The sequence below is a fragment of the Novosphingobium sp. BL-S-21 genome, from assembly GCF_055521655.1.
On sequence record NZ_CM145495.1, the window covers coordinates 1,705,217 to 1,724,247 of the forward strand.

The following is a 19,031-nucleotide window of genomic DNA, read 5'->3' on the forward strand; positions in this document are numbered from 1 at the left end:
TCTTTCGGGGATGACGCTGGTGGCTTGATCCGTTGATTGCCGGGTCGGCCACATCCTCCCCAAGGGGAGTGCCACCTTGCCCGGATCGGCAGGTTGGCGTTGGGCGTCATCCCAACTCTTGATGCTGGGAAGCGTCATAAGCGCTTCGGCCCGATCTTGCAACGGCCTGTCCGAGAGGCGGCGAATGGGCGCTTGGGCGATGCGACAGCCATCGGCCGGTCCAATTGACGAAAGCGTAAATCGAGCCTAGCGGCCGGAAAGCCCAGCGGAATTGCCTGATCGCGGAAAAATCGTCTTCGCTGCAGAGACCGCGATATGCTAAGGACCATCGAATGAGTTTGCCGGCTGCCGCCGTGGCGTTGTTGATGACGGGCCCGTCGGTGCCCGACGCTCCTGTTCACTTCGCCGTCGATACCGCGGCAGAGGCGGGTGATCTGCAAGTTGGCAACCCGCAAGTTGGCGCCCTTCAGTTGGCGGCACTTCAGCCTGCCGATGAGACCACTCCGCCGGTCTCCGATCCTGCGGCCCCGGTAAATCCGGCCCCGGTAAATCCGGCCCCGACGGTTCCTGACGCGTCTGCGCCGGCCGCCTCTGCCACCCCGCCGGAAGCCGCTTCCGACGAGCCCGAATCGGTCATCGTCGTCACTGCGCCCGAACCGGCACCGCCGGGCGATCCGCTGCAGAAGCTGAACATCGAATCCTTCAAGGCGGTCCAGGCCGTCGACCAGGCCGTGCTGGAGCCGGTCGCCAAGGCCTACAACAAGGGCCTGCCGCGCCCCGTCCGCCAGGGGCTGCGCAATTTCTTCACCAACCTGAGCGAGCCGGTGGTCTTCGCCGCCTACCTGTTGCAGTTCAAGCCCGGCAAGGCGGCGGAGACCGCAGGCCGCTTCGCGATCAACACAACGCTAGGCGTGGCCGGCCTGGTGGACGTGGCCAAGAAGAAGCCGTTCAACCTGCCCTATCGCCCCAATGGGCTGGCCAATACGCTGGGCTATTACGGCGTCGGCCCCGGTCCGTTCTTCTATTTGCCGATCGTCGGCCCGACGACGCTGCGCGACATCATCGGCGATTCGGTGGACAGGCTGCTGGTGCCCGCCGTCGTCGGCAAGCCCTTCACCAATCCGGCGGTCGTGCTGCCGATGACCATCGTCGACCAACTGGGCGAGCGCGCGGCCTTCGACGAGCGGATCAACAAGATCCGCAAGGAAGACAAGCCTTACGCCGCCTACCGCGAACTCTACCTGAGGCAGCGCAAGGCGGAGATCGAGGCGCTCCACGGCCGGATCACGCCCGACGTGGTGCCGGTCTACGGCCCGAGCATGAAGACGGCCGACAACAAGGACGAGGCCAAGGCGAAGGAAGCGGAAGCGGAAGCGGAAGCCAAAGCCAAGGCCGAAGCGACGAAGGACGCGGCGGAGCAGACACCGGCACAGCCCGCCGTGCCCGCACCGCAGGGCAGTCCCCCCGCGGCCCCGGTCCAGCCGGCCCCTTCCGAGCCCGCCCCCGCTCCTGCCACCACCGCCGCTCCTGCCGCTCCCGTGCCCACCCTCGAAACGGTACCCACGCCCTAAAGTACGGAGGCTCCTGCCGGAAACCGGCGGGGAGTGCAGCGCTTGGGGTGGCCTTCGGGCCACATCCCGGTTAGGCTGGCCGGTATCTGCAAAGGCATCGGGCCATGTCCGCCGCCTTTTCCCACCCGCCATCCCGACGAGAACGCTCGACATCGATGCCCCTGCTCAAGCGCCCCCGTTCCGCCCTGCGCGCCTTCCTGCACAGTGAGGCGTCCGGCGGCATCCTGCTGATGGTCGCGGCAGCTTTGGCGCTGATCGTGGCCAACAGCCCGCTTGCCGACACCTATTTCCACACGCTGCACGTCATGATCGGGCCGATGTCTCTCGCCCACTGGATCAACGACGGGCTGATGGCGCTGTTCTTCCTGCTCGTCGGCCTGGAGATCAAGCGCGAGTTCGTCGACGGACATTTGTCCACCTGGTCCGATCGCGCGCTGCCCGCGATCGCCGCGGCCGCCGGCATGGTCTGCCCGGCGGCGATCTACCTCGCCATCGCCGGGTCCACGCCCGGACTAGCGCGCGGCTGGGCCATTCCCGCCGCTACCGACATCGCGTTCGCCATCGGCGTCATGGCGCTGCTCGGCAAGCGCGTGCCCGCCTCGCTCAAGCTGTTCCTGACGACGGTGGCCATCGTCGACGACATGGGCGCCGTCGCGGTGATCGCGCTGGCCTATACCAGCGAGATCAACGGCGCCGCCCTGCTGGCGGCCGGCGTCATCATGGGCGTCATGTTCGTGCTCAACCGCGTGGGCGTGAAGGCCTTGTGGCCCTACCTGATCCTGGCCGCGGCGCTCTGGCTGGCCGTGCTGCTGTCGGGCGTTCATGCGACCATCGCCGGCGTCCTGGCCGCAAGCCTGATCCCGATCCGCGCCACGCCCGGCGCGCCGGACAGCGAGGAATCGCCGCTGCACCGCCTCGAACACGGGCTTCACGGCTGGGTGGCTTATGCCATCGTGCCGCTGTTCGGTTTCGCCAATGCCGGGGTTTCGCTGGCGGGGCTGGGCATGGAGCATCTGATCGCGCCGCTTCCCATGGGCGTGGCGGGGGGCCTGTTCCTGGGCAAGCAGATCGGCGTGTTCCTGGCGCTCTGGCTCTGCGCCCGTCTGAGCATCGCCAAGCGGCCCAGCGGCGCCACCTGGATGCAGACTTACGGCATGTGCCTGCTCTGCGGCATCGGCTTCACCATGAGCCTCTTCGTGGGCGGACTGGCCTTCAGCGATCCGATCCTCATCGACGAGGTCAAGATCGGCGTGCTGGGCGGCTCCATCGTGTCCGCCCTGGCCGGATTCGCCGTCCTGCGCCTCACGGCTTCGCGCCGGAAGGCTCCGGTCGAAGCGGCCTGAAAGGACTGAACATCCGGGCGCCGCAAGGCCGGACGGCCCGGGAACGAAGAAAGAGAAGGGACCGCGCATGGCAGAACAACGGGGACCGGTACTCGTCGCCACGGATCTCAGCCCGCGAAGCGACCGCGCGGTGGATCGGGCGCTCATGCTCGGCGGACAATGGCAGGTGGAGACGTGCGTGCTCCACGCCCTCCGCCCCGAGGAACGCGTGGCCGAAGACGACGTGCGCCAGACGCTGCCGGCCGATCCCGGCAATGTCCGCATCCTCCTGCCCGCCGGTCCCGCCCCCGACACCATTGCCGACGTGGCGCAGGACCTTGCCCCCTCGCTCATCGTGACCGGCATCGCCCGGTTCAATCACCTCGGCGACTATTTCCTGGGCACGGCGGTAGACCATATCATCCGCAATGCCGCCGCTCCGGTGCTGGTGGTCAAGCAACGCGCCCGCACGCCGTACCGGCGCATGCTGGTGGCCGTCGACTTGTCGGTCGATGCCTTGCGGACCTTGCGCACTGCCGGCGAACTCTTCCCCCAGGTACCGATCGAGGTGGTTCACGCCTATCACGTACCGTTTCGCGGCTGGGTCGATTCCGACGGCATGCGCGAGGAACTGCGGCGCGAGGCAGGCGCGCGGCTCGACGAATTTCTCGCTAACGAAGCCCTGCCGGCGGCGCTTGCCGCCAGGATCACGCCGCGCCTGGAACTCGGCGCGCCCGACGAAGTGCTCGCCCGCGCCATAACGCAGTTCGCGCCCGATCTCGTGGTCGTGGGCAGCCGCGACCGGAGCGGACTGGCGCAGGCGACTTTCGGCAGCAACACTTCGGCGCTGCTGGGCTGGATTGCCGCCGATACGCTTGTCGTCAAAAAGACACCCGAAGGCTGAAGCATGTTCCAATCGGGTGGAATCACCTGATGACCTGGAAGATCCGGCGAACCAGAAACCTGGCCCGCCTCAAAGCTCTCCGGCTGCGAAGCCCAGCACATCGAGCAAGGCCGCGCGCGCGGAGCGGCAGCGGTGCCACAAGTCCGGCTCGCCGAGGTCCTCAGGGGCGATGTTTTCCGGCCATTCCCGCGCGATCACCGCCTCGATCCGGTCGCAGGCGTGCTCGTCCAGCAGGAACCGCGGATCGATGGCGGCATGGGCTTCCCGCGACACCGCAACGCGCAGGCGAAGGCAGGCCGGGCCGCCGCCGTTGCGCATGGATTCGCGCACGTCGACCACTTCCAGACGGCGAATGGGATTGTCCGCCGCGACCACTTCCTCCAGCCATTCCCAGACAGCAGAGGCCTCCCGCGCCTCCTGCGGCAGGATCAGCGCCATGTCTCCGCCGGGCAGCGTCACCAGCTGCGAATTGAACAAGTAAGTGCGGATCGCGAGGTCGAGGCTTATCCGCGCGGCCGGTGCCTCGACGATGACCGCGCCCGGCACTCGCTGGCGCAGGACGCGGTAGACCAGATCGCGGTCGGCAAAGGCCTGTTCGTGAGTGAACAGCACGTTTTCATTGGCTACGGCTACCACGTCATTGTGGAAGGCTCCCGCCGCGATGGCGATCTCGCCTTGCGGGACGAGCGTATGATCGGCGGCGGCAAGGCCGTGGCGACGGGCGATGGCCGCGCTGGCCGCGCGGTGCTGACGGGCAGGAAAGACCTGCCCTGCACTGCCCTGGACCGCGCGCTCTCCGTAGACGAAGACCTCCAGGCTCCGCTCCGCGTGGCTTTCGCCCAGACGCATGAAATTGGCGGCGCCTTCATCCCCCAGACCGGGCGGCAGGGCCGGATGAACCGCAAAGAAGCGCGCGTCGGCAAAGGCCAGCCGCAACTGGCGGAAGGTCTGGTCATGCTCGATGCCGCGGTGGAGCATGGTGGAGAGGTTGGCCACGCTCAGATGGCAGCGTCCGTCCGCCGTATCCGGCGCGGGCGAGACGGTGGCGGCATTGGCGGTCCACATCGATGAGGCCGAGAACGCATTGCGCAGCAGCGCCGGGTCCTGCTCCCAGGCGGCGCGCAGAACCGCATCGTCGCTGCCCGAAAAGCCCAGCTTGCGCAGCCAGTCCGCATCGGGCCGGTCCTGCGGCAGGAGCAGCCCCTGCGGCAGGCCCAGTGCCAGCATGCGCCGCATCTTGCCCAGCCCTTGCAGCGCCGCCATGCGCGGGGCCGACGTGGCGCCGGCATTGGAAGCGGAAGCGATGTTGCCCAGCGAAAGGCCCGCATAGTTGTGGCTGGGCCCGACCAGCCCGTCGAAATTGATCTCGCGCATCCCGCAGCTCCTTCCAGCCCCTGCAACACCGTCGCACAAGGGGTCCGCGCGGCCAAGCGCGGCGATCTTCATGCATATTTGGCATGTTGGCCGATATCTTTTCCGCTAATAACCCCAATTCCACGCATGACGATGTGAGCGAATGGAATGAAGCCGGAGGACCGCCGCTACCTGCCACCGATGGCCATGCTGCACGCTTTCGAGACCGCGGCCCGCCTCGGATCCTTCTCCCGCGCCGCGGAGGCGATCGGGCTGACGCAAGGCGCGGTGAGCCGCCATGTCGCCAATCTCGAAAGCTGGCTCGGCACCGCGCTGTTCGACCGGCATGGCCGCCGCGTGGTGCTGAACGCGGGCGGAAGCGCCTATCTGGAGGAGATTGCCCCCGCGCTCGCCGCAATTCGGCGCGCCACCGGCCGCCTGATCGACCCCGAACCGGAGCATGTGATCGAACTGGCCGTCCTGCCGGGCTTCGGCATGCGCTGGCTCGCCCCCCGCCTGCCGCGGCTCACCCGGCAGCACCCGGACCTGGTGGTCAACATCGCCGCGCGCACCGACATCTTCGATTTCTCCGCCGAGCCCTTCCACGCCGCCATCCACGTTGGCGCAGCGGACTGGCCGGGCGCGGAGCACGACCTGCTGTTCCAGGAGCATGTCGTGCCCGTCGTCGCGCCAGGCCTGCGCGACAGCCACGGGATCGCCGCACCGGAGGACCTGCTGCGCGTGCCGCTGCTGGTGCAGTCCGCGCGGCGCGATGCCTGGTCGCGCTGGTTCGCGATGTTCGGGATCGCTGCGCCGGCCATGGAGGGACTGCCCGGCCTCGGCCATTTCCTGATGCTGGCGCAGGCGGTAAAGGCCGGCGGCGGCGCGGCACTCCTCCCCAGCTTCCTGATCGCGCCCGAACTGGAAGCCGGCGAGCTGGTGATCCCCATCGACGCCCCGCTGGCCGAAGACCGCAGCTATTGGCTGGCCTACCCCGAACACGCGCGCAGAAGCCCCGCGCTGGGCCGCTTTCGGGCATGGCTGGCGCAGGAGTGCCGGCCCCAGCCATGATCTGTCATGGAACAAAGCGGCGCGGCGCAAGGTTGATCGGGGACACCCTCTATCAGGCGCACCCCCTAGCATGCTCGAAATTCCGACGCCGACCGAACCGCACAGTTTCGACCCGCCCCCCGAGGCGGCGGCGTTCTATGCCGACAGCCTGAAACTGCTGGGGTCCTGGGACATCCCCTACCTGCTGTCCGGCACATATGCGCTGACCTGCCACACCGGCGTCGTCCGCCCGACCAAGGATATCGACGTGTTCTGCAAGCCGGGAGACGCCCCCCGGCTGCTCGCCCGCTTCAAGCAGGAGGGTTACGACGTCACCGTGGAGGACGAGCGCTGGATCGCCAAAGTATGGTCCGGAAAGAACTTCTTCGATGTGATCTTCAACATGTCCTCCGCATCGATCCCGATCACAGACGCCTGGTTCAGCGATGTTTTCACGGCCGAGGTCTATGGCACCCAGGTCCGCATCACCCCGCCGACCGAATTCATCGTCTCCAAGGCCTTCATCCAGGATCGCTATCGGTACGACGGAGCGGACATCGCCCATACCATCCTGCGCAAGCATGACGCGATCGACTGGCACCGCCTCCTCTCGCTGATGGAACTGCACTGGGAAGTCCTGCTGCTCCATGTGCTCAACTTCCGCTTCATCTACCCCACCGAGCGCGAGGCGATCCCGCGCTGGCTGTTCGACACGCTGATCGAACGCATCCGCGCCCAGGCCGAGCTGCCCCCCGCCGAAGTGCGGATCTGCCGCGGACGCCTGTTTTCCCCGCGGGACTACGTGATCGACATCAGCGAATGGGGTTTTGCGGACCTGGTAGGAAAAGGACTGGACGAGAAGCATGAACGACATGTCTGACACGCTCCGCCTGGCGGCGATCGGCGACCTTCACGTCACCGAGCAGGACGGCGGCTCCTACCGCGACCTGTTCCGCGAAATCTCCGACAATGCCGAAGTCCTGGCGCTGTGCGGAGACCTCACCAATTTCGGCAAGACCGGCGAGGCCGAGCGCCTGGCGGCCGATCTCTCGGCTTGCTCGATCCCCGTCGTGGGCGTGCTGGGCAACCATGACTACGAATGCGGACAGCCGGAGGAAGTCGCCAATATCCTGCGCCAGGGCGGCGTCACCATCCTCGACGATCAGGCCGTTGTGGTGAAGGACGTGGGCTTTGCGGGGGTGAAGGGGTTCGTCGGCGGCTTCGGGCGCGGCGAGCTGGGGGCCTTCGGAGAGGCGGCGATCAAGAGCTTCGTCGACGAATCGCTCAACGAGGCGCGCAAGCTGGAGAACGGCCTGCGCTCGCTGCGGACGGAGCGGACGGTGGCCGTGCTCCATTATGCCCCGATCCCGGAAACGGTCGCGGGCGAACCGCCGGAAATCTTCCCGTTCCTGGGCTCCTCCCGCCTTGCCGATGCCGTGGACCGGTTCGAGAACGTCAAGGCCGTGGTCCACGGCCACGCCCATCGCGGCACGTACGAGGGCAAGACCACGCGCGGCGTGCCGGTCTACAATTGCGCGCAGTTCGTGGTCTCCGCCCGGTTCGGGCGCCCTTACGCCCTGCTGGACGTCTGAGCGACAGCGCCGGAGCATGGAAGCCGCCGACGTCTTCACCAAGCTGGACCTGGAGCTGCGGCCCGATCCCGCGCGCACGGTGATACGGCCCTTCCACTTCGCCTATCCTGCCGCCTTCGCGGATCACCACCCGCCCAAGCCCCAGGTCATCGTCCAGCGCATCCTCTCGCTGGACGAGGACGTGCGCGAGCGGATGATCGGCTTCGTGATGGGTCCGATGCGCGAGCGCCATTGCCACGCCGACGCCTTCTTCCTGCGCCAGGTCGACAGCCTGGCCGGCGAACTGGGCGATATCTCCGCGCTGAACCACCGCGACCGCCTGCTGCTGGGCGCCTATTTCAGCCAGGAATACGCTTTCGAATCCGCCGCCCTGTTCAATCCCAGCATCGTGCGGATCCCGATCGAGGCGCAAGCGCAGGAGGCGCTTGCCCCCGGCGCGCCCCTGCGCTTCCTGCTCTCGCTGCGCGGCATCGGCGAGGGGCACATTTCCTCGGTAACCTTCCGCACCGGTTCCTGGGACGGCGGCGAGACCGTCACCATCGACCCGGCGTGGCCGCATTGCATCCCGCCCCGCATCGAAAGCGACAACGAGGGCTGGGTCCGCCTCCAGTGCGAAGACAGCCAGGACGTATCGGAAACCGTGATCTTCCCGGTCCTGCCCGAACAGCGGCAGGGGGTGGAGGACCTCCGCATGGTCATGTTCGTGGAGGACGACGGCCAGCGCTTCCTGATCGGCACTTACACGGCCTACGACGGCCAGAACACGCGGCAGGAGATGCTGCGCGGCGTGGACTTGCGGACCTTCGAGATGCGCGCGCTGGCAGGCCGGATGACCGGATACAAGGGCATGGCCCTGTTCCCCCGCCGGATCGACGGCCAGTACGTCATGCTCGGGCGGCAGGATGGCGAGAACATCTGGCTGCTGCGCTCGGACGACCTGTTCACCTGGGAAAGCGGGGAGCCGATCCTCGGGCCGGCCTACCCCTGGGAATTCGTGCAGATGGGCAATTGCGGATCGCCCATAGAGATCGACGAGGGTTGGCTGGTGTTCACGCACGGCGTCGGCATGGTCCGCGGCTATTGCATCGGCGCCTGCCTGCTCGACCGCGACGATCCCTCGCGCGTGCTGAAGCGCACCCGGGCGCCGCTGGTCTTTCCCAGCGCCGAACAGCGCGGCGGCTACGTTCCGAATGTGACCTACAGTTGCGGCGCCCTCATCCACGGGCGGCGCGTGCTTCTGCCTTACGGCATCGGCGATGAGCTTACCGGCTTCGCCACCTGCTCGCTGGACGATCTGCTCGGCGTGCTGGTTCCGGCCTGACAACGTCGAAGCCCCCCTTCTCACGGCCCGCTTCGATCACCATCTTCGCCCGCAAGGAGAACCGATCCATGCCGACTTACGAAAAGACCGAAGAAGCCATCGCGCGCCTGACGCCCGAGCAGTTCCACGTCACTCAGCGCAGCGGCACCGAACGCCCCGGATCGGGCGAATACCTGAACAACAAGAAGCCCGGCATCTACGTCGATATCGTCTCGGGCGAACCGCTCTTCGCGTCCTCGGACAAGTACGAATCCGGATGCGGCTGGCCCAGCTTCACCAAGCCGATCGAACCGGCGAACGTGAACAACCTGGTGGACCACACCCATGGCATGACCCGCACCGAAGTGCGCTCGGCCCATGGCGACAGCCATCTTGGCCACGTCTTCGAGGACGGCCCGCGCGATCGGGGCGGCCTGCGCTACTGCATCAATTCCGCCTCGCTGCGCTTCGTCCCCCGCGAGGACATGGAGGACGAAGGCTACGCCAGCTACATCGACCAGGTCGAAGACATCGACTGATCCGGCCCGACCGCATGCCTCACCGTGCCCTTGCTGTCAGCTTGCGGCATCGGTGAGGTAGGCGCGCGGCTTCACGTCGCGCATGGCCAGCGTCGTGTTGAAGTGGCGCACGCCCGGAAGCCGGCGCAGGCGGTTGCGCAGGAAGTCGTCCAGGTCGGGAACACCGCCGGTCATCACCAGAAGCAGATAGTCGAAATCCCCGACGACAGCGTGGCACGTCAGCACCGCCGCTTCATCCAGCACCGCGCGTTCGAACGCCTCGTGCCGGTCGAATTTGATAGAAACATGGACGAAGGCGCTGGTGCCCAGCCCGATCGCTGCCGGGTCGATCACCGCACGATAGCCGGTGATGACGCCAGCCTTCTCCATGGCCTGGACCCGCTTCCAGCTTGGCGTCTTGGACAGCCCCGCCACCTCGCCCAGCCCCGCAAAACTGAGCCGCGCGTCCTGCTCCAGCGCCGCCAGGATGCGCTTGTCCGCCGCGTCGAGGGTCATGCTCTTCTCCACCGAAACGTCCGTTCTCTCATCGTCACCGCACCGCGCCAATCGTTCTTCTGGAATAGCCCATGGCTTGTGGATTGGGACCAATGTCCCGCCCGGCCAGTGCTAATGTCCTCTCACAGCAAGCCCGGGAAGACAACATGGAACGCCGCAAGGTCTACGAACTGCTCGAAGCGCCCGCCGCGCTCGACTACGAACTCTATCTCCAGACCGATCGTCTGCTGACCTGCCAGAAGCCCTTCGACGATCTGGCCAATGCCGACGAACTGCAGTTCCAGATCGTCCACCAGGTCGAGGAGCTGTGGATGAAGCTCATGGCTTATACGATCGTCGCCGTGGACGAGCACTTGCGCGCGAAGCAGGCGTTTCGGGTGACCACCCTGCTCGGCCGCTGCCACCGCATCATGCGTATGATGACCGAGCAGCTCGACCTGCTGGAAACCATGTCGCCCAAGGAATACCAGCAGATCCGCCTCCAGCTCGGCAACGGCAGCGGCCAGGAATCGCCGGGCTTCCGCGTGCTGCTCCGCATCATCCCCGATCTCTGGCAGACTTTCGACGCGGCTTACGTCTCCGGCGCCGGGCGGACGGTGCGCGACATCTACGATCATGGCTATGCGCATGACGAAGCTTACGCCGTCGCCGAGGCGCTGATGGAGTTGGACGAGCTTTTCGGCAAGTTCCGCTGGCATCACTTGTTCCTCATCCACCGATCGATCGGCATGGGCTCGGCTTCGCTGAAGGGGCGCTCCGTCGATCTGCTCCAAGCCGGTGCGAAACATCGCTTTTTCCCCCAGCTCTGGGACGTGCGCGTGGAAATGACCGACGAATGGGGCCATGACTATGGCCGCGTGCGCGACAGCATTGCGGAAAAGGCGAGCCAGTGATCGATGCGTGACCTGTTCCATGTTCCCGAGGGTGGCCCTTATCTGATGAGCCACTCGGTCGGCTGCCTGCCGCGCGCGGCGCGCGCCGCGCTGGACGCGTGCTATCTCGAACCATGGCAGACCACCGGCGGCGCTGCCTGGTGGCCATGGCTGGAAACGATCGAGAAGTTCCGCGCCGCCCTCGCCGGGCTGATCGGCGTGGCGGCGAACGAAGTCGCGCCGCAGCAGAGTGTCTCCTCCGCGCTGTTCTCGCTCCTCTCCGGGCTGCGACCGACCCCGGAGCGCAACCGTGTGCTGATGTCGGAGCAGGCCTTTCCGACCGTGGGCTACGTCGCGCAGGGACTGGAACGACTGGGCTTCGAGACACGGCTGATCCCCGCGGCCCAGTCGCCCGGCGACGCCGCCACCTGGGAAAGCCATTTCGACGAGAGCGTGGCGGCGGTCGTCGCCATGCACGTTCACTCGAACACCGGCGTCACCTCTCCGCTTGCCGAGATCGCGGCGATGGCCCGTCGCCACGGGGCGCTCTCCATCGTCGATGCCGCCCAGTCCGCCGGGATCCTGCCGGTAGCACCGCACGCCTGGGGCGCGGACGCTGTGATCGGATCGAGCGTGAAATGGCTCTGCGGCGGCCCCGGCGCCGCGTGGCTCTGGCTGCGCGGCGATCTGACGCCCGGCATCGAGCCGCTCGACCTCGGCTGGTTCGGCCACGAAGACCCTTACGAATTCGACATCCGCAGCTTCCGCCCCGCTGCCGACGCGCGCCGGTTCCAGGGCGGCAGCCCGTCCATCGCGCCTTTCGCGCTCGCCCTTGCCGGCATCGAGACGGTGACCGCGCTGGGGCAGGACAGGATCCTGCGCCACAACCGGGACTGCATCGCCGCCTTTGCCGAGGCCGTGGACCGGCCGATCGACATGACCGGCCGCGGCGGAACGCTCTGCCTGGAATTCGCCGATGTCGACCGTCTTCACGCGGTGCTCGCGCCCGGCGATTTCCGCTACGACGTGCGCGGCCGCTGCCTGCGGGCCTCGTTCCACGCCTGGAACAGCCCGGAAGAAGCGCAGGCACTGGGCCGGGCGATCACCGAAGCCGGGCTGGAGTTTCGCCTCGTTTCGTGATCGGACCGCGGTCCATCGTCGATAGTGCAGGCATTCGGCGTCCGCGACTGTCGAAATCATAAGGTATACATATCGACATACGTTGGGGGATCGGCATCATCGGCCGCCTTGGATCGACCCGATTCAGCACGCCATCAACGGCCGACCGGCCAAGGAGTATCGATGACCTCCCCCACGTTCCGCGCCTCGCGCAGCGCCCTGCGCGCTCTGGCCCTCGGCGGCCTTCTTTCGGCATCGGCCATGGCTTCCGTGGCCCTGGCGGCGCCTGCCGCACCCGCCTTCGACGTCGCCCGCATTTCGAACGACATCAAGACGCTCTCCAGCGACGCCTTCGAAGGACGCGGCCCGGCCACCCCGGCGGAAAAGAAGACCATCGACTACATCGCCGCGCAGATGAAGGCCGCGGGCCTCCAGCCGGCCGGGCAGAAGGGCACCTGGTTCCAGGACGTACCGCTGCGCAAGTCGGAGATCGTCGGCGCGCCCAGCCTGGCGATGACCATCGGCGGTGCCGCCACGCCCCTGTCGCAGGGCCAGCAGATCGCCGTCCGCGCTGCGGAAACGGGGCAGTCCTCGGTGGCCATCAAGGACCTGCCGCTGGTCTTCGTCGGCTACGGCGTCAAGGCCCCGGAACGCGGCTGGGATGACTTCAAGGGCGTGGACCTCAAGGGCAAGATCATGGTCGTGCTGGTCAACGATCCCGATTTCGAAGGCGGCGGTGCGGCTGATGGCGGGGCCGATTTCGGCGGCAAGCTGATGACCTATTACGGCCGCTGGACCTACAAGTACGAGGAAGCCGCCCGCCAGGGCGCGGCCGGCGTGCTGGTGATCCACGAGAGCGAGCCCGCCTCCTACGGCTGGGCGACGGTCAAGAACAGCAACACCAACACGATGTTCGACATCGTCCGCGCCGATCCGAAGGCCGCGCATACGCAGATGGAAGGCTGGATCCAGAAGGACCTCGCCGTGCAGCTCTTCAAGGCTTCGGGTCTGGACTTCGAAGCCGCCAAGGCCGCTGCGCGCAAGACGGACTTCAAGGCCATGCCGCTGAAGGCAACGATGAGCGCGGACTATGCGGTGAAGTCGGAGATCATCACCTCGCACAACGTGGCCGGGCTGGTGCGCGGCTCGAAGTATCCGGACGAAACCGTGATCTACTCGGCCCACTGGGACCACCTCGGCGTCGGCCTGCCCGATGCCAAGGGAGACCGCATCTACAACGGCGCGCGCGACAACGCCTCCGGCACGGCAGCGCTGCTCGAACTGGCGCGGACTTTCGCCAGGTCGAAGCCGGAACGCTCGGTGCTGTTCCTGGCCGTGACAGCGGAAGAAAAGGGCCTGCTCGGCTCGGAATACTATGCCGACAACCCGCTGCGCCCGCTGGCGACGACGGCCGGCGTCATCAACATGGACGGCCCGCTCTCGATCGAGAAGACCACCAACTTCAGCATCTCGGGCGCGGCCAAGCTCGATCTGCTGACCATGCTGACCGAGGAAGGCCAGAAGCTGGGCCGCCACTATACCCCCGATGCGCGCCCGGAAGCGGGAAGCTTCTACCGTTCGGACCACTTCCCGATGGCGAAGCGCGGCGTCCCGGCGATTTCGTTCAGCCCGGGCCGTGAACTCGTCAACGGCGGCGACGCCCGCGGCAAGGAACTGTCGGACATCTACACGCGCGACAAGTACCACCAGCCGGCCGACGAATACGATCCGAACTGGAACACGTCCGGCTGGAACAGCGACATGACGCTGCTCTACAGCGTCGGCAACCGCCTGGCTAACGGCCGCGACTGGCCTAACTGGTCGCAGGACAGCGAGTTCCGCGCCGCCCGCGACGCGACTTCCGCCTCGCGCAAGTAAGGCAGGCAAAGCCAGGTCGATGCATTGCCCCGGCGCCGGAAAACGGCGTCGGGGCCATGCAGCCGGCCGGGCCAGTTGCCGCCGCGTTCAAGAAAGGACCGTTCCGGTCTACTCTGTCCGGAACCGTGCAAACCACGGCCCCGGATCCTTTTCTTCGAATGGAATGAAGGAGTTCCGCCAAGACCGGCACATTCGGTCAGGTGCAACGGCACCAGCAGACATTCCCGATGTCCTTCGGAATACTGCCTTTTTAACACCGCAATGACTTTTTTTTCACTTGTTCGGATCGCAGCTCTGCGGCAGCAATTCATTGCGACGAAACAAGAACTAGCCGCACTTCCAAACCCGTCCTCGGGTCGCACTTCGAAACGTTCGCACGCCGATAAAGAGGCCGAAACAAGGCCCTTCGATACCGAAGCCTGAAACTGCATCGCCCGGCCGGGAAACTCGCAAAGGCGCTTCATGAAGCCCTCGACGAGCACGTCGGCACATAAAAAAATGGCCCGAAGGCCATAAAGACCTCCGGGCCAAGGAATAGGGCTGCTCTGTACGAGCCGCCTTCGGGTCGCGCCATTTGTGTACGCCTTGAATTGCCCTTGGCGCGTGACGGGGATCACGCCTCATCAGGAATCGACACCTAGCTTCTTCCCCTAACCCGCCTGGATGGGTTAAGCCCGATGCAGTCGTGCGGCGTTCGCCGCATCGGCTAAGGGGCTGTGTCTTTGGATTTCGAAAGTCAGATCGAGGCTATCGGGGCGATTTTTCGGTGCGATCGGCAATCTGCCGAGTCCCTTGCCCGCGTCCTGATTCCGCAGCGCCTGGCCACCAAGGACATCCTGGCCCGCCAGGGCGAACCCTCGCACAATTGCTGGCTGGTCATCGACGGCGCACTGCGAGTCGAGACATATGGGCTGGAAGGGCAGCGCCAGCAGGTGGCGCAGCATGGGCCTGGAGAATTCTTCGGCGCCTATCCGGCCGCCACGGTGCACCGCGCCGAGATCAGCGCCTTGCTGGATTGCCAGCTACTCTGCGCCGAAGCCCCGAAAATTGCCGAACTCGTGGCCGGAAACGTCCAGATCGCGGCGGGTATGGCGCGGCTCCTCGCCCGCCAGCTGGACCGCGCGCTGGACCGCATGGTAACCCGCATGACGTATAGTGCGGCCGGGCGGGTCTATGCCGAACTGGTCGCTTTGGCCGACGGTCGCGACCGGATCGTGCCCTCGCCCCGGGTCACCACTCTGGCGCTCGGCGCCAACACCACCCGCGAAACGGCGTCGCGCGCCATCGCCGCCTTGATCCGCCGCGGGATCATCAGCCGCGACGACGAGCAACTCACCATCCATGCACCGCGCATGCTGGCCGAGTTGATCTGCTGAAAACGATTCGCGCTGCGATCAGGCGGCAGTGAGGCGGCAGAACAACCCGATCGGCACGTCGCCAAGGCTCGTGACGATCTCCCCCGCCGATTCGAAACGGTAGCGCGGCGCCAGGATATCCAGCGCGGCCACTTGCGGCCACGATGCACAGATGCTGCCCGGCGGGGCCGCGCGGGCCAGCAGAACGGCCAGTTCGCCCGAAGCTTCCAAGGCTTCCTCCACCGCCACGGCCCGACTGTCGAGCCCCAGACGGACCTCCGGCGCGAGTCGCAGGGCCGCCTCCGCATAGCTCATGGCCGTCACCAGGTCTGCAAAGCCCAGGATTTCACCGCCTTCCCCATGCACCTGCGCGACAGGTTCATGACCGGCAATCGCGGGCAGCGGCTCCGCGGAAGCAACGATCGCCAGGTTCGAGGCCGGGTCCAGTGCCCCGCCCCGTGCCGGTAGCCAGTTTTCGAGGTTCACCTTGCAGACCGGCAGGTCCTGTGCGCGCCATTCGGTTTCGGCAAGCGCCGGATCGTCGGTCGGGCGCGAGACATGGAGCGCCAAGGCCCGTGTCGCCAGACTTCGTGCATGGCGCAAGGCAAGACCCATGGCCACGCGCGCGCCGTTCAGGATCGCCGCCTCGGACAGGCCGGCATTGCCGCCCAGCACCTCGACCACGTCGGCCTCCTCGATCAGGCGATCGAACCGCTCGCCCCACTGGCTGTCGTATTGCGCGACCGAAATTTCCCGGAACCGTGCAATCGCCGTCGGCAGCACGACATGAAGCCTGGCGCCGCGCGCCAGGGTCATTTCCGCCACGAGGATGTCCGCACCGGCCGCCAATGCGCCGAAGACGGCGCCCGGCCGGATCTCGTCGAGCACGCTTTCCAGCTTCGCGCGCACTTCGGCCTCGTCGTCCGGAAGACCGATGATCCCGTAGAAATAGAGGCTGGGCGGCGGCTGAAGATGATCGAACAAGTCGGGCGACCGGCCCAGCCGTTCGAGTATCTGCCGAAACTGCCGCAGCGTTACCGCGTGGTCTTCCCAGGCCTCCGGGGCCGCCTGCATGGCCCGTTCCAGCGCTTCGCGGCTCGCCTGCGGATCGTCCAGCAGCAGCAGCGCCTCGGCCTCGGTCGCGCCCAGCCAGTAGCGTGTCTCCGGCTCGTGTGCGCCGCTCGCCAGGATGTCCAGGATACGGCTGGCGATATCCCGCGCCTCCTTGGGACGGTCGTTGAGGAAGGCGATGGTGGCCGCATTGATGAGCGGATAAGTTGCCGGGCGGCCGCCCGCGGCCTGCAGGTAGGCCTCCTGAGCCTGTTCGAGCAGGCTGGCCCGGTCGCCGCCCAGGCTGCGCAGCCCGCGATCCTTGAGCAGCCGGCCCTTGAGGCTGAGCGCATCGGGGGCGGAAGAGGCGCCGAGGCCCGTTTCCTCGAACATGCGCCAGGCCCGCAGGGTGTCGCCCGCACGCGCGATCTGCCTGATTCTGGCAAGGGCAGGAAGAGTCACGGGCGCACCCCTTGGAGGATTGGAAATTCAGAAGCGCTGCGGCGGCGGGTTCTTGATGTCGGGATCGATGGTAAGACCGATCCAGCGGGGGTCGCAGCGGGTGCCCTGCAGCAGGTCGACGTTGATGTTGAACGGGTGCCTGGTCCCGAACTTCCCGCCGCGATTGAAACGCGCCTGGAAACGGACGACCTTGTAGCGATCGAGTTCCTCGTCGTATTTGCTGTATTCAAGGCCGCCATAGAATGAGGAGAGCGCTTCCTTGGTGGTGATGGCATCCCACTGCTTCGAGAAATAGAGCTGGTCGCCTACCAGTTCGATCTCCACCTTGCTGTCGCAAGTGATGGGAATGTAGTCCAGATCCTTGCCGTCCACCACTTCGTAATGCAGCGAAATCTGCTCATCCACGACTTCGAGCGTCACGCGGAACGGCACGACAGTGGCATCGTCCGACAGGCCGAGATCGAAGGACGGCGAGAGGCCGTACTGGGTATAATTGAGCGTAGACATGCGTTTTCCTCTAAACTTCTGAAAAGCCTCCCTTCAGAAGCCGCCGGCTTCTGAAGGGAGGCCCGGATTCGGATCAGTCTTCCAACGGACGGGCCAGCTTCATCTGCCAGAGCCGCCAGTCGTTGTTTTCCGGATCGGATGCGATGAGCCGGGCGACATCGTCCCGCGCTTCGTCCCGCAACTGTTCCGCACGCCCCTTCTCGCCGAGACTATAGAGCAATTGCGCATTCGAATAGCGCGCCAGCATCCAGTCCTGCTGATAGGTGGCGTTCTTGGGATCTTCCCGCACCAGGCGCTGCACGATGGCCGCCTGCTTCGCCCGCTCCCCAAGCGCTTCCACGTCGCGCCCCTGCGCGCGCAGGGCGTCCGCCATCCAGGCGTGACGGTTGGCGATATCGGCATCGAGGCTGCGGTCCTGCGGCTCCATCCGGGCCACCCGCTCCATCGTGCGAAGCGCATTGCCGCATTCGGCAAGCTGCTCTTCCGGCCCCTTCCGGGTGACGGCGATCGTGCAGATATTGCCTTCCGCATAGGCCAGTTCGCGCCAATAGGCCTGGTTGCCGGGCACCAGGCGCACGAGGTGTTCCGCCAGCGCCCGATAGGCCAGGAACCGCGGCAGGGCCTTGTCGTAGCGCTTGGCGATGAAGTCCACGTAGCCGAGCCAGAATTCGCTCTGGGCATGGGCGAAGATGCGCGAGGGATCGCGCGGATCGGCTGTCAGCAAAGTGCCGGTGACGCGGTGCGCCTCGCTGAACTTGGCCAGGGCGCCGGCATGGTCGCCGCGCTTGTGGTCGTCTTCCCCCATTGCATGGAGGATGCGGGCGCGGCGTTCCAGCGAGTCGGCCGGGAGGGCCTTGAGGTCCGACTGGTCGGCATAGAAATCGAGCGCGCGTTCGTTGACCGATTGCAGCACATCCAGGCGGCCCACGCCTTCCAGCCGCTGTCTGAGATCCGTCAACATGAACTCGATCAATCCTTCGGCCTGCTGTCGCTGATGTTCCGCCTCCATTTGCGCACGCAGCGCAAAGATAAGCATCAGGGCCATGGATAAAGTAAGCAGCACCGTAAGGAGCGTGATGGCAATCACACGGCGCAATTGACGTTGCGCATCGCGCTGGATGATCTGGTCCAGCGCGATGCCGGTAAGGCCGGCGACGATCTTGAGCCGGGCCAGCTTGCGCCCATCATGCTCGGCGCGGAAATCCGCCGCGATCGGTTCGTGGACCACGCCGTTCGCATCGGGACCGACCAGCGAGACCGGGAAGCTGTCCTCCGGTTCTCCCTCCAGCAGCGCGGCGATCACCGGCCGGTCGGGATGGAGGCTGCGGAACAGCTCGATCTCGGCATCGACCCAGCGCGAATTGCGCGCCGCGGGGGAGCACAGCACCAGCAGCACATCGGATTGCGACAGCGCCTGGCGCACTTCCTGGTCGAGGCTGGAGGCCGCGGGCAGTTCGGCGCGATCGCGGAAGATCGGCGTGACGCGGCGCGGAACTTCCCCCGCGCGGGTGACGGTGCCGACCAGGTGCGCAGGGATGCGATAGGATTCCAGCCAGCGATGCAACTGGCCGGCAAAGCGCTCGTCGGCATGGCTATAGCTCAGGAACGCGCGGTAGCGGCGCGTTCCCTCATTCCCCGCGATGTCCTGTTCCGCCGTCATCG

The 19,031-nt window shown here is 66.3% G+C and carries 17 protein-coding genes and 1 riboswitch; of the genes, 12 read left to right on the forward strand and 5 right to left on the reverse strand.

Annotated elements, in window-relative coordinates; all coding sequences use genetic code 11:
- Window positions 1-22 precede the first annotated feature (22 nt).
- A riboswitch (SAM-I-IV-variant riboswitch) is annotated at window positions 23-130 on the reverse strand.
- Between the two features lie 202 nt (window positions 131-332).
- The 3 genes from ACZ1J6_RS06725 (at window position 333) to ACZ1J6_RS06735 (ending at window position 3,797) form a co-directional block, all read left to right on the forward strand.
- Window positions 333-1,571 (forward strand): MlaA family lipoprotein, encoded by a 1,239-nt coding sequence (locus tag ACZ1J6_RS06725; protein WP_465127172.1) that lies wholly within the window; start codon window positions 333-335, stop codon window positions 1,569-1,571.
- Between the two features lie 155 nt (window positions 1,572-1,726).
- Window positions 1,727-2,914, forward strand: coding sequence for a Na+/H+ antiporter NhaA (gene nhaA, locus ACZ1J6_RS06730; protein WP_431567722.1), 1,188 nt, complete (start codon window positions 1,727-1,729; stop codon window positions 2,912-2,914).
- A 67-nt stretch (window positions 2,915-2,981) separates the two neighbouring features.
- Window positions 2,982-3,797, forward strand: coding sequence for a universal stress protein (locus ACZ1J6_RS06735; protein ID WP_132269272.1), 816 nt, complete (start codon window positions 2,982-2,984; stop codon window positions 3,795-3,797).
- A gap of 69 nt (window positions 3,798-3,866) precedes the next feature.
- On the opposite strand, the gene ACZ1J6_RS06740 is transcribed toward ACZ1J6_RS06735, so the two are convergent.
- The gene (locus tag ACZ1J6_RS06740; protein WP_431567721.1) at window positions 3,867-5,171 is read right to left on the reverse strand and encodes an N-succinylarginine dihydrolase; all 1,305 of its coding nucleotides are present in this window, start codon (window positions 5,169-5,171) and stop codon (window positions 3,867-3,869) included.
- A 147-nt stretch (window positions 5,172-5,318) separates the two neighbouring features.
- Here ACZ1J6_RS06740 and ACZ1J6_RS06745 point away from each other — a divergent pair, with 147 nt between their 5' ends.
- The 5 genes from ACZ1J6_RS06745 (at window position 5,319) to msrB (ending at window position 9,631) form a co-directional block, all read left to right on the forward strand.
- The gene (locus ACZ1J6_RS06745) at window positions 5,319-6,221 is read left to right on the forward strand and encodes a LysR substrate-binding domain-containing protein (RefSeq protein WP_431567720.1); all 903 of its coding nucleotides are present in this window, start codon (window positions 5,319-5,321) and stop codon (window positions 6,219-6,221) included.
- Window positions 6,222-6,291: 70 nt separating this feature from the next.
- Window positions 6,292-7,080: a nucleotidyltransferase family protein gene (locus tag ACZ1J6_RS06750; RefSeq protein WP_431567719.1), complete on the forward strand. Its 789-nt coding sequence runs from the start codon at window positions 6,292-6,294 to the stop codon at window positions 7,078-7,080.
- Window positions 7,064-7,792 carry a metallophosphoesterase family protein gene (locus tag ACZ1J6_RS06755; protein WP_132269264.1) on the forward strand — a complete coding sequence of 243 codons (729 nt, stop codon included), beginning with the start codon at window positions 7,064-7,066 and terminating at the stop codon, window positions 7,790-7,792. The genes ACZ1J6_RS06750 and ACZ1J6_RS06755 overlap by 17 nt, the downstream gene beginning before the upstream one ends.
- Window positions 7,793-7,808: 16 nt before the next feature.
- On the forward strand, window positions 7,809-9,113 hold the full coding sequence (locus ACZ1J6_RS06760; protein ID WP_431567718.1) for a glycoside hydrolase family 130 protein: 1,305 nt from the start codon (window positions 7,809-7,811) through the stop codon (window positions 9,111-9,113).
- A 68-nt stretch (window positions 9,114-9,181) separates the two neighbouring features.
- On the forward strand, window positions 9,182-9,631 hold the full coding sequence (gene msrB / locus ACZ1J6_RS06765; protein ID WP_314468572.1) for a peptide-methionine (R)-S-oxide reductase MsrB: 450 nt from the start codon (window positions 9,182-9,184) through the stop codon (window positions 9,629-9,631).
- 36 nt (window positions 9,632-9,667) lie between these two features.
- Here the strand turns inward: msrB and ACZ1J6_RS06770 are convergent, their stop codons facing one another.
- On the reverse strand, window positions 9,668-10,126 hold the full coding sequence (locus tag ACZ1J6_RS06770; protein WP_465127173.1) for an Lrp/AsnC family transcriptional regulator: 459 nt from the start codon (window positions 10,124-10,126) through the stop codon (window positions 9,668-9,670).
- 146 nt (window positions 10,127-10,272) lie between these two features.
- Between ACZ1J6_RS06770 and ACZ1J6_RS06775 the strand changes: the two genes are divergently transcribed.
- From ACZ1J6_RS06775 to ACZ1J6_RS06790, 4 genes are all read left to right on the forward strand, one after another.
- Entirely contained in the window at window positions 10,273-11,019 is a 747-nt protein-coding gene (locus ACZ1J6_RS06775) for a tryptophan 2,3-dioxygenase family protein (RefSeq protein WP_134093678.1), read from the forward strand.
- A 3-nt stretch (window positions 11,020-11,022) separates the two neighbouring features.
- Window positions 11,023-12,138: an aminotransferase class V-fold PLP-dependent enzyme gene (locus ACZ1J6_RS06780; RefSeq protein WP_431567717.1), complete on the forward strand. Its 1,116-nt coding sequence runs from the start codon at window positions 11,023-11,025 to the stop codon at window positions 12,136-12,138.
- Between the two features lie 162 nt (window positions 12,139-12,300).
- Window positions 12,301-13,995 (forward strand): M28 family metallopeptidase, encoded by a 1,695-nt coding sequence (locus tag ACZ1J6_RS06785; RefSeq protein ID WP_431567716.1) that lies wholly within the window; start codon window positions 12,301-12,303, stop codon window positions 13,993-13,995.
- Between the two features lie 716 nt (window positions 13,996-14,711).
- On the forward strand, window positions 14,712-15,371 hold the full coding sequence (locus tag ACZ1J6_RS06790) for a Crp/Fnr family transcriptional regulator (RefSeq protein WP_243654419.1): 660 nt from the start codon (window positions 14,712-14,714) through the stop codon (window positions 15,369-15,371).
- An 18-nt stretch (window positions 15,372-15,389) separates the two neighbouring features.
- On the opposite strand, the gene ACZ1J6_RS06795 is transcribed toward ACZ1J6_RS06790, so the two are convergent.
- The 3 genes from ACZ1J6_RS06795 to ACZ1J6_RS06805 all read right to left on the reverse strand — a co-directional run bounded on the left by ACZ1J6_RS06795 (window position 15,390) and on the right by ACZ1J6_RS06805 (window position 19,029).
- Window positions 15,390-16,862 (reverse strand): TRAFs-binding domain-containing protein, encoded by a 1,473-nt coding sequence (locus ACZ1J6_RS06795; RefSeq protein WP_431567715.1) that lies wholly within the window; start codon window positions 16,860-16,862, stop codon window positions 15,390-15,392.
- A gap of 27 nt (window positions 16,863-16,889) precedes the next feature.
- Window positions 16,890-17,369, reverse strand: a complete 480-nt coding sequence (locus ACZ1J6_RS06800) for a nucleotide synthetase (protein ID WP_431567714.1) — start codon at window positions 17,367-17,369, stop codon at window positions 16,890-16,892.
- Between the two features lie 73 nt (window positions 17,370-17,442).
- On the reverse strand, window positions 17,443-19,029 hold the full coding sequence (locus ACZ1J6_RS06805) for a toll/interleukin-1 receptor domain-containing protein (protein WP_431567713.1): 1,587 nt from the start codon (window positions 19,027-19,029) through the stop codon (window positions 17,443-17,445).
- Between the last annotated feature and the right edge of the window lie 2 nt (window positions 19,030-19,031).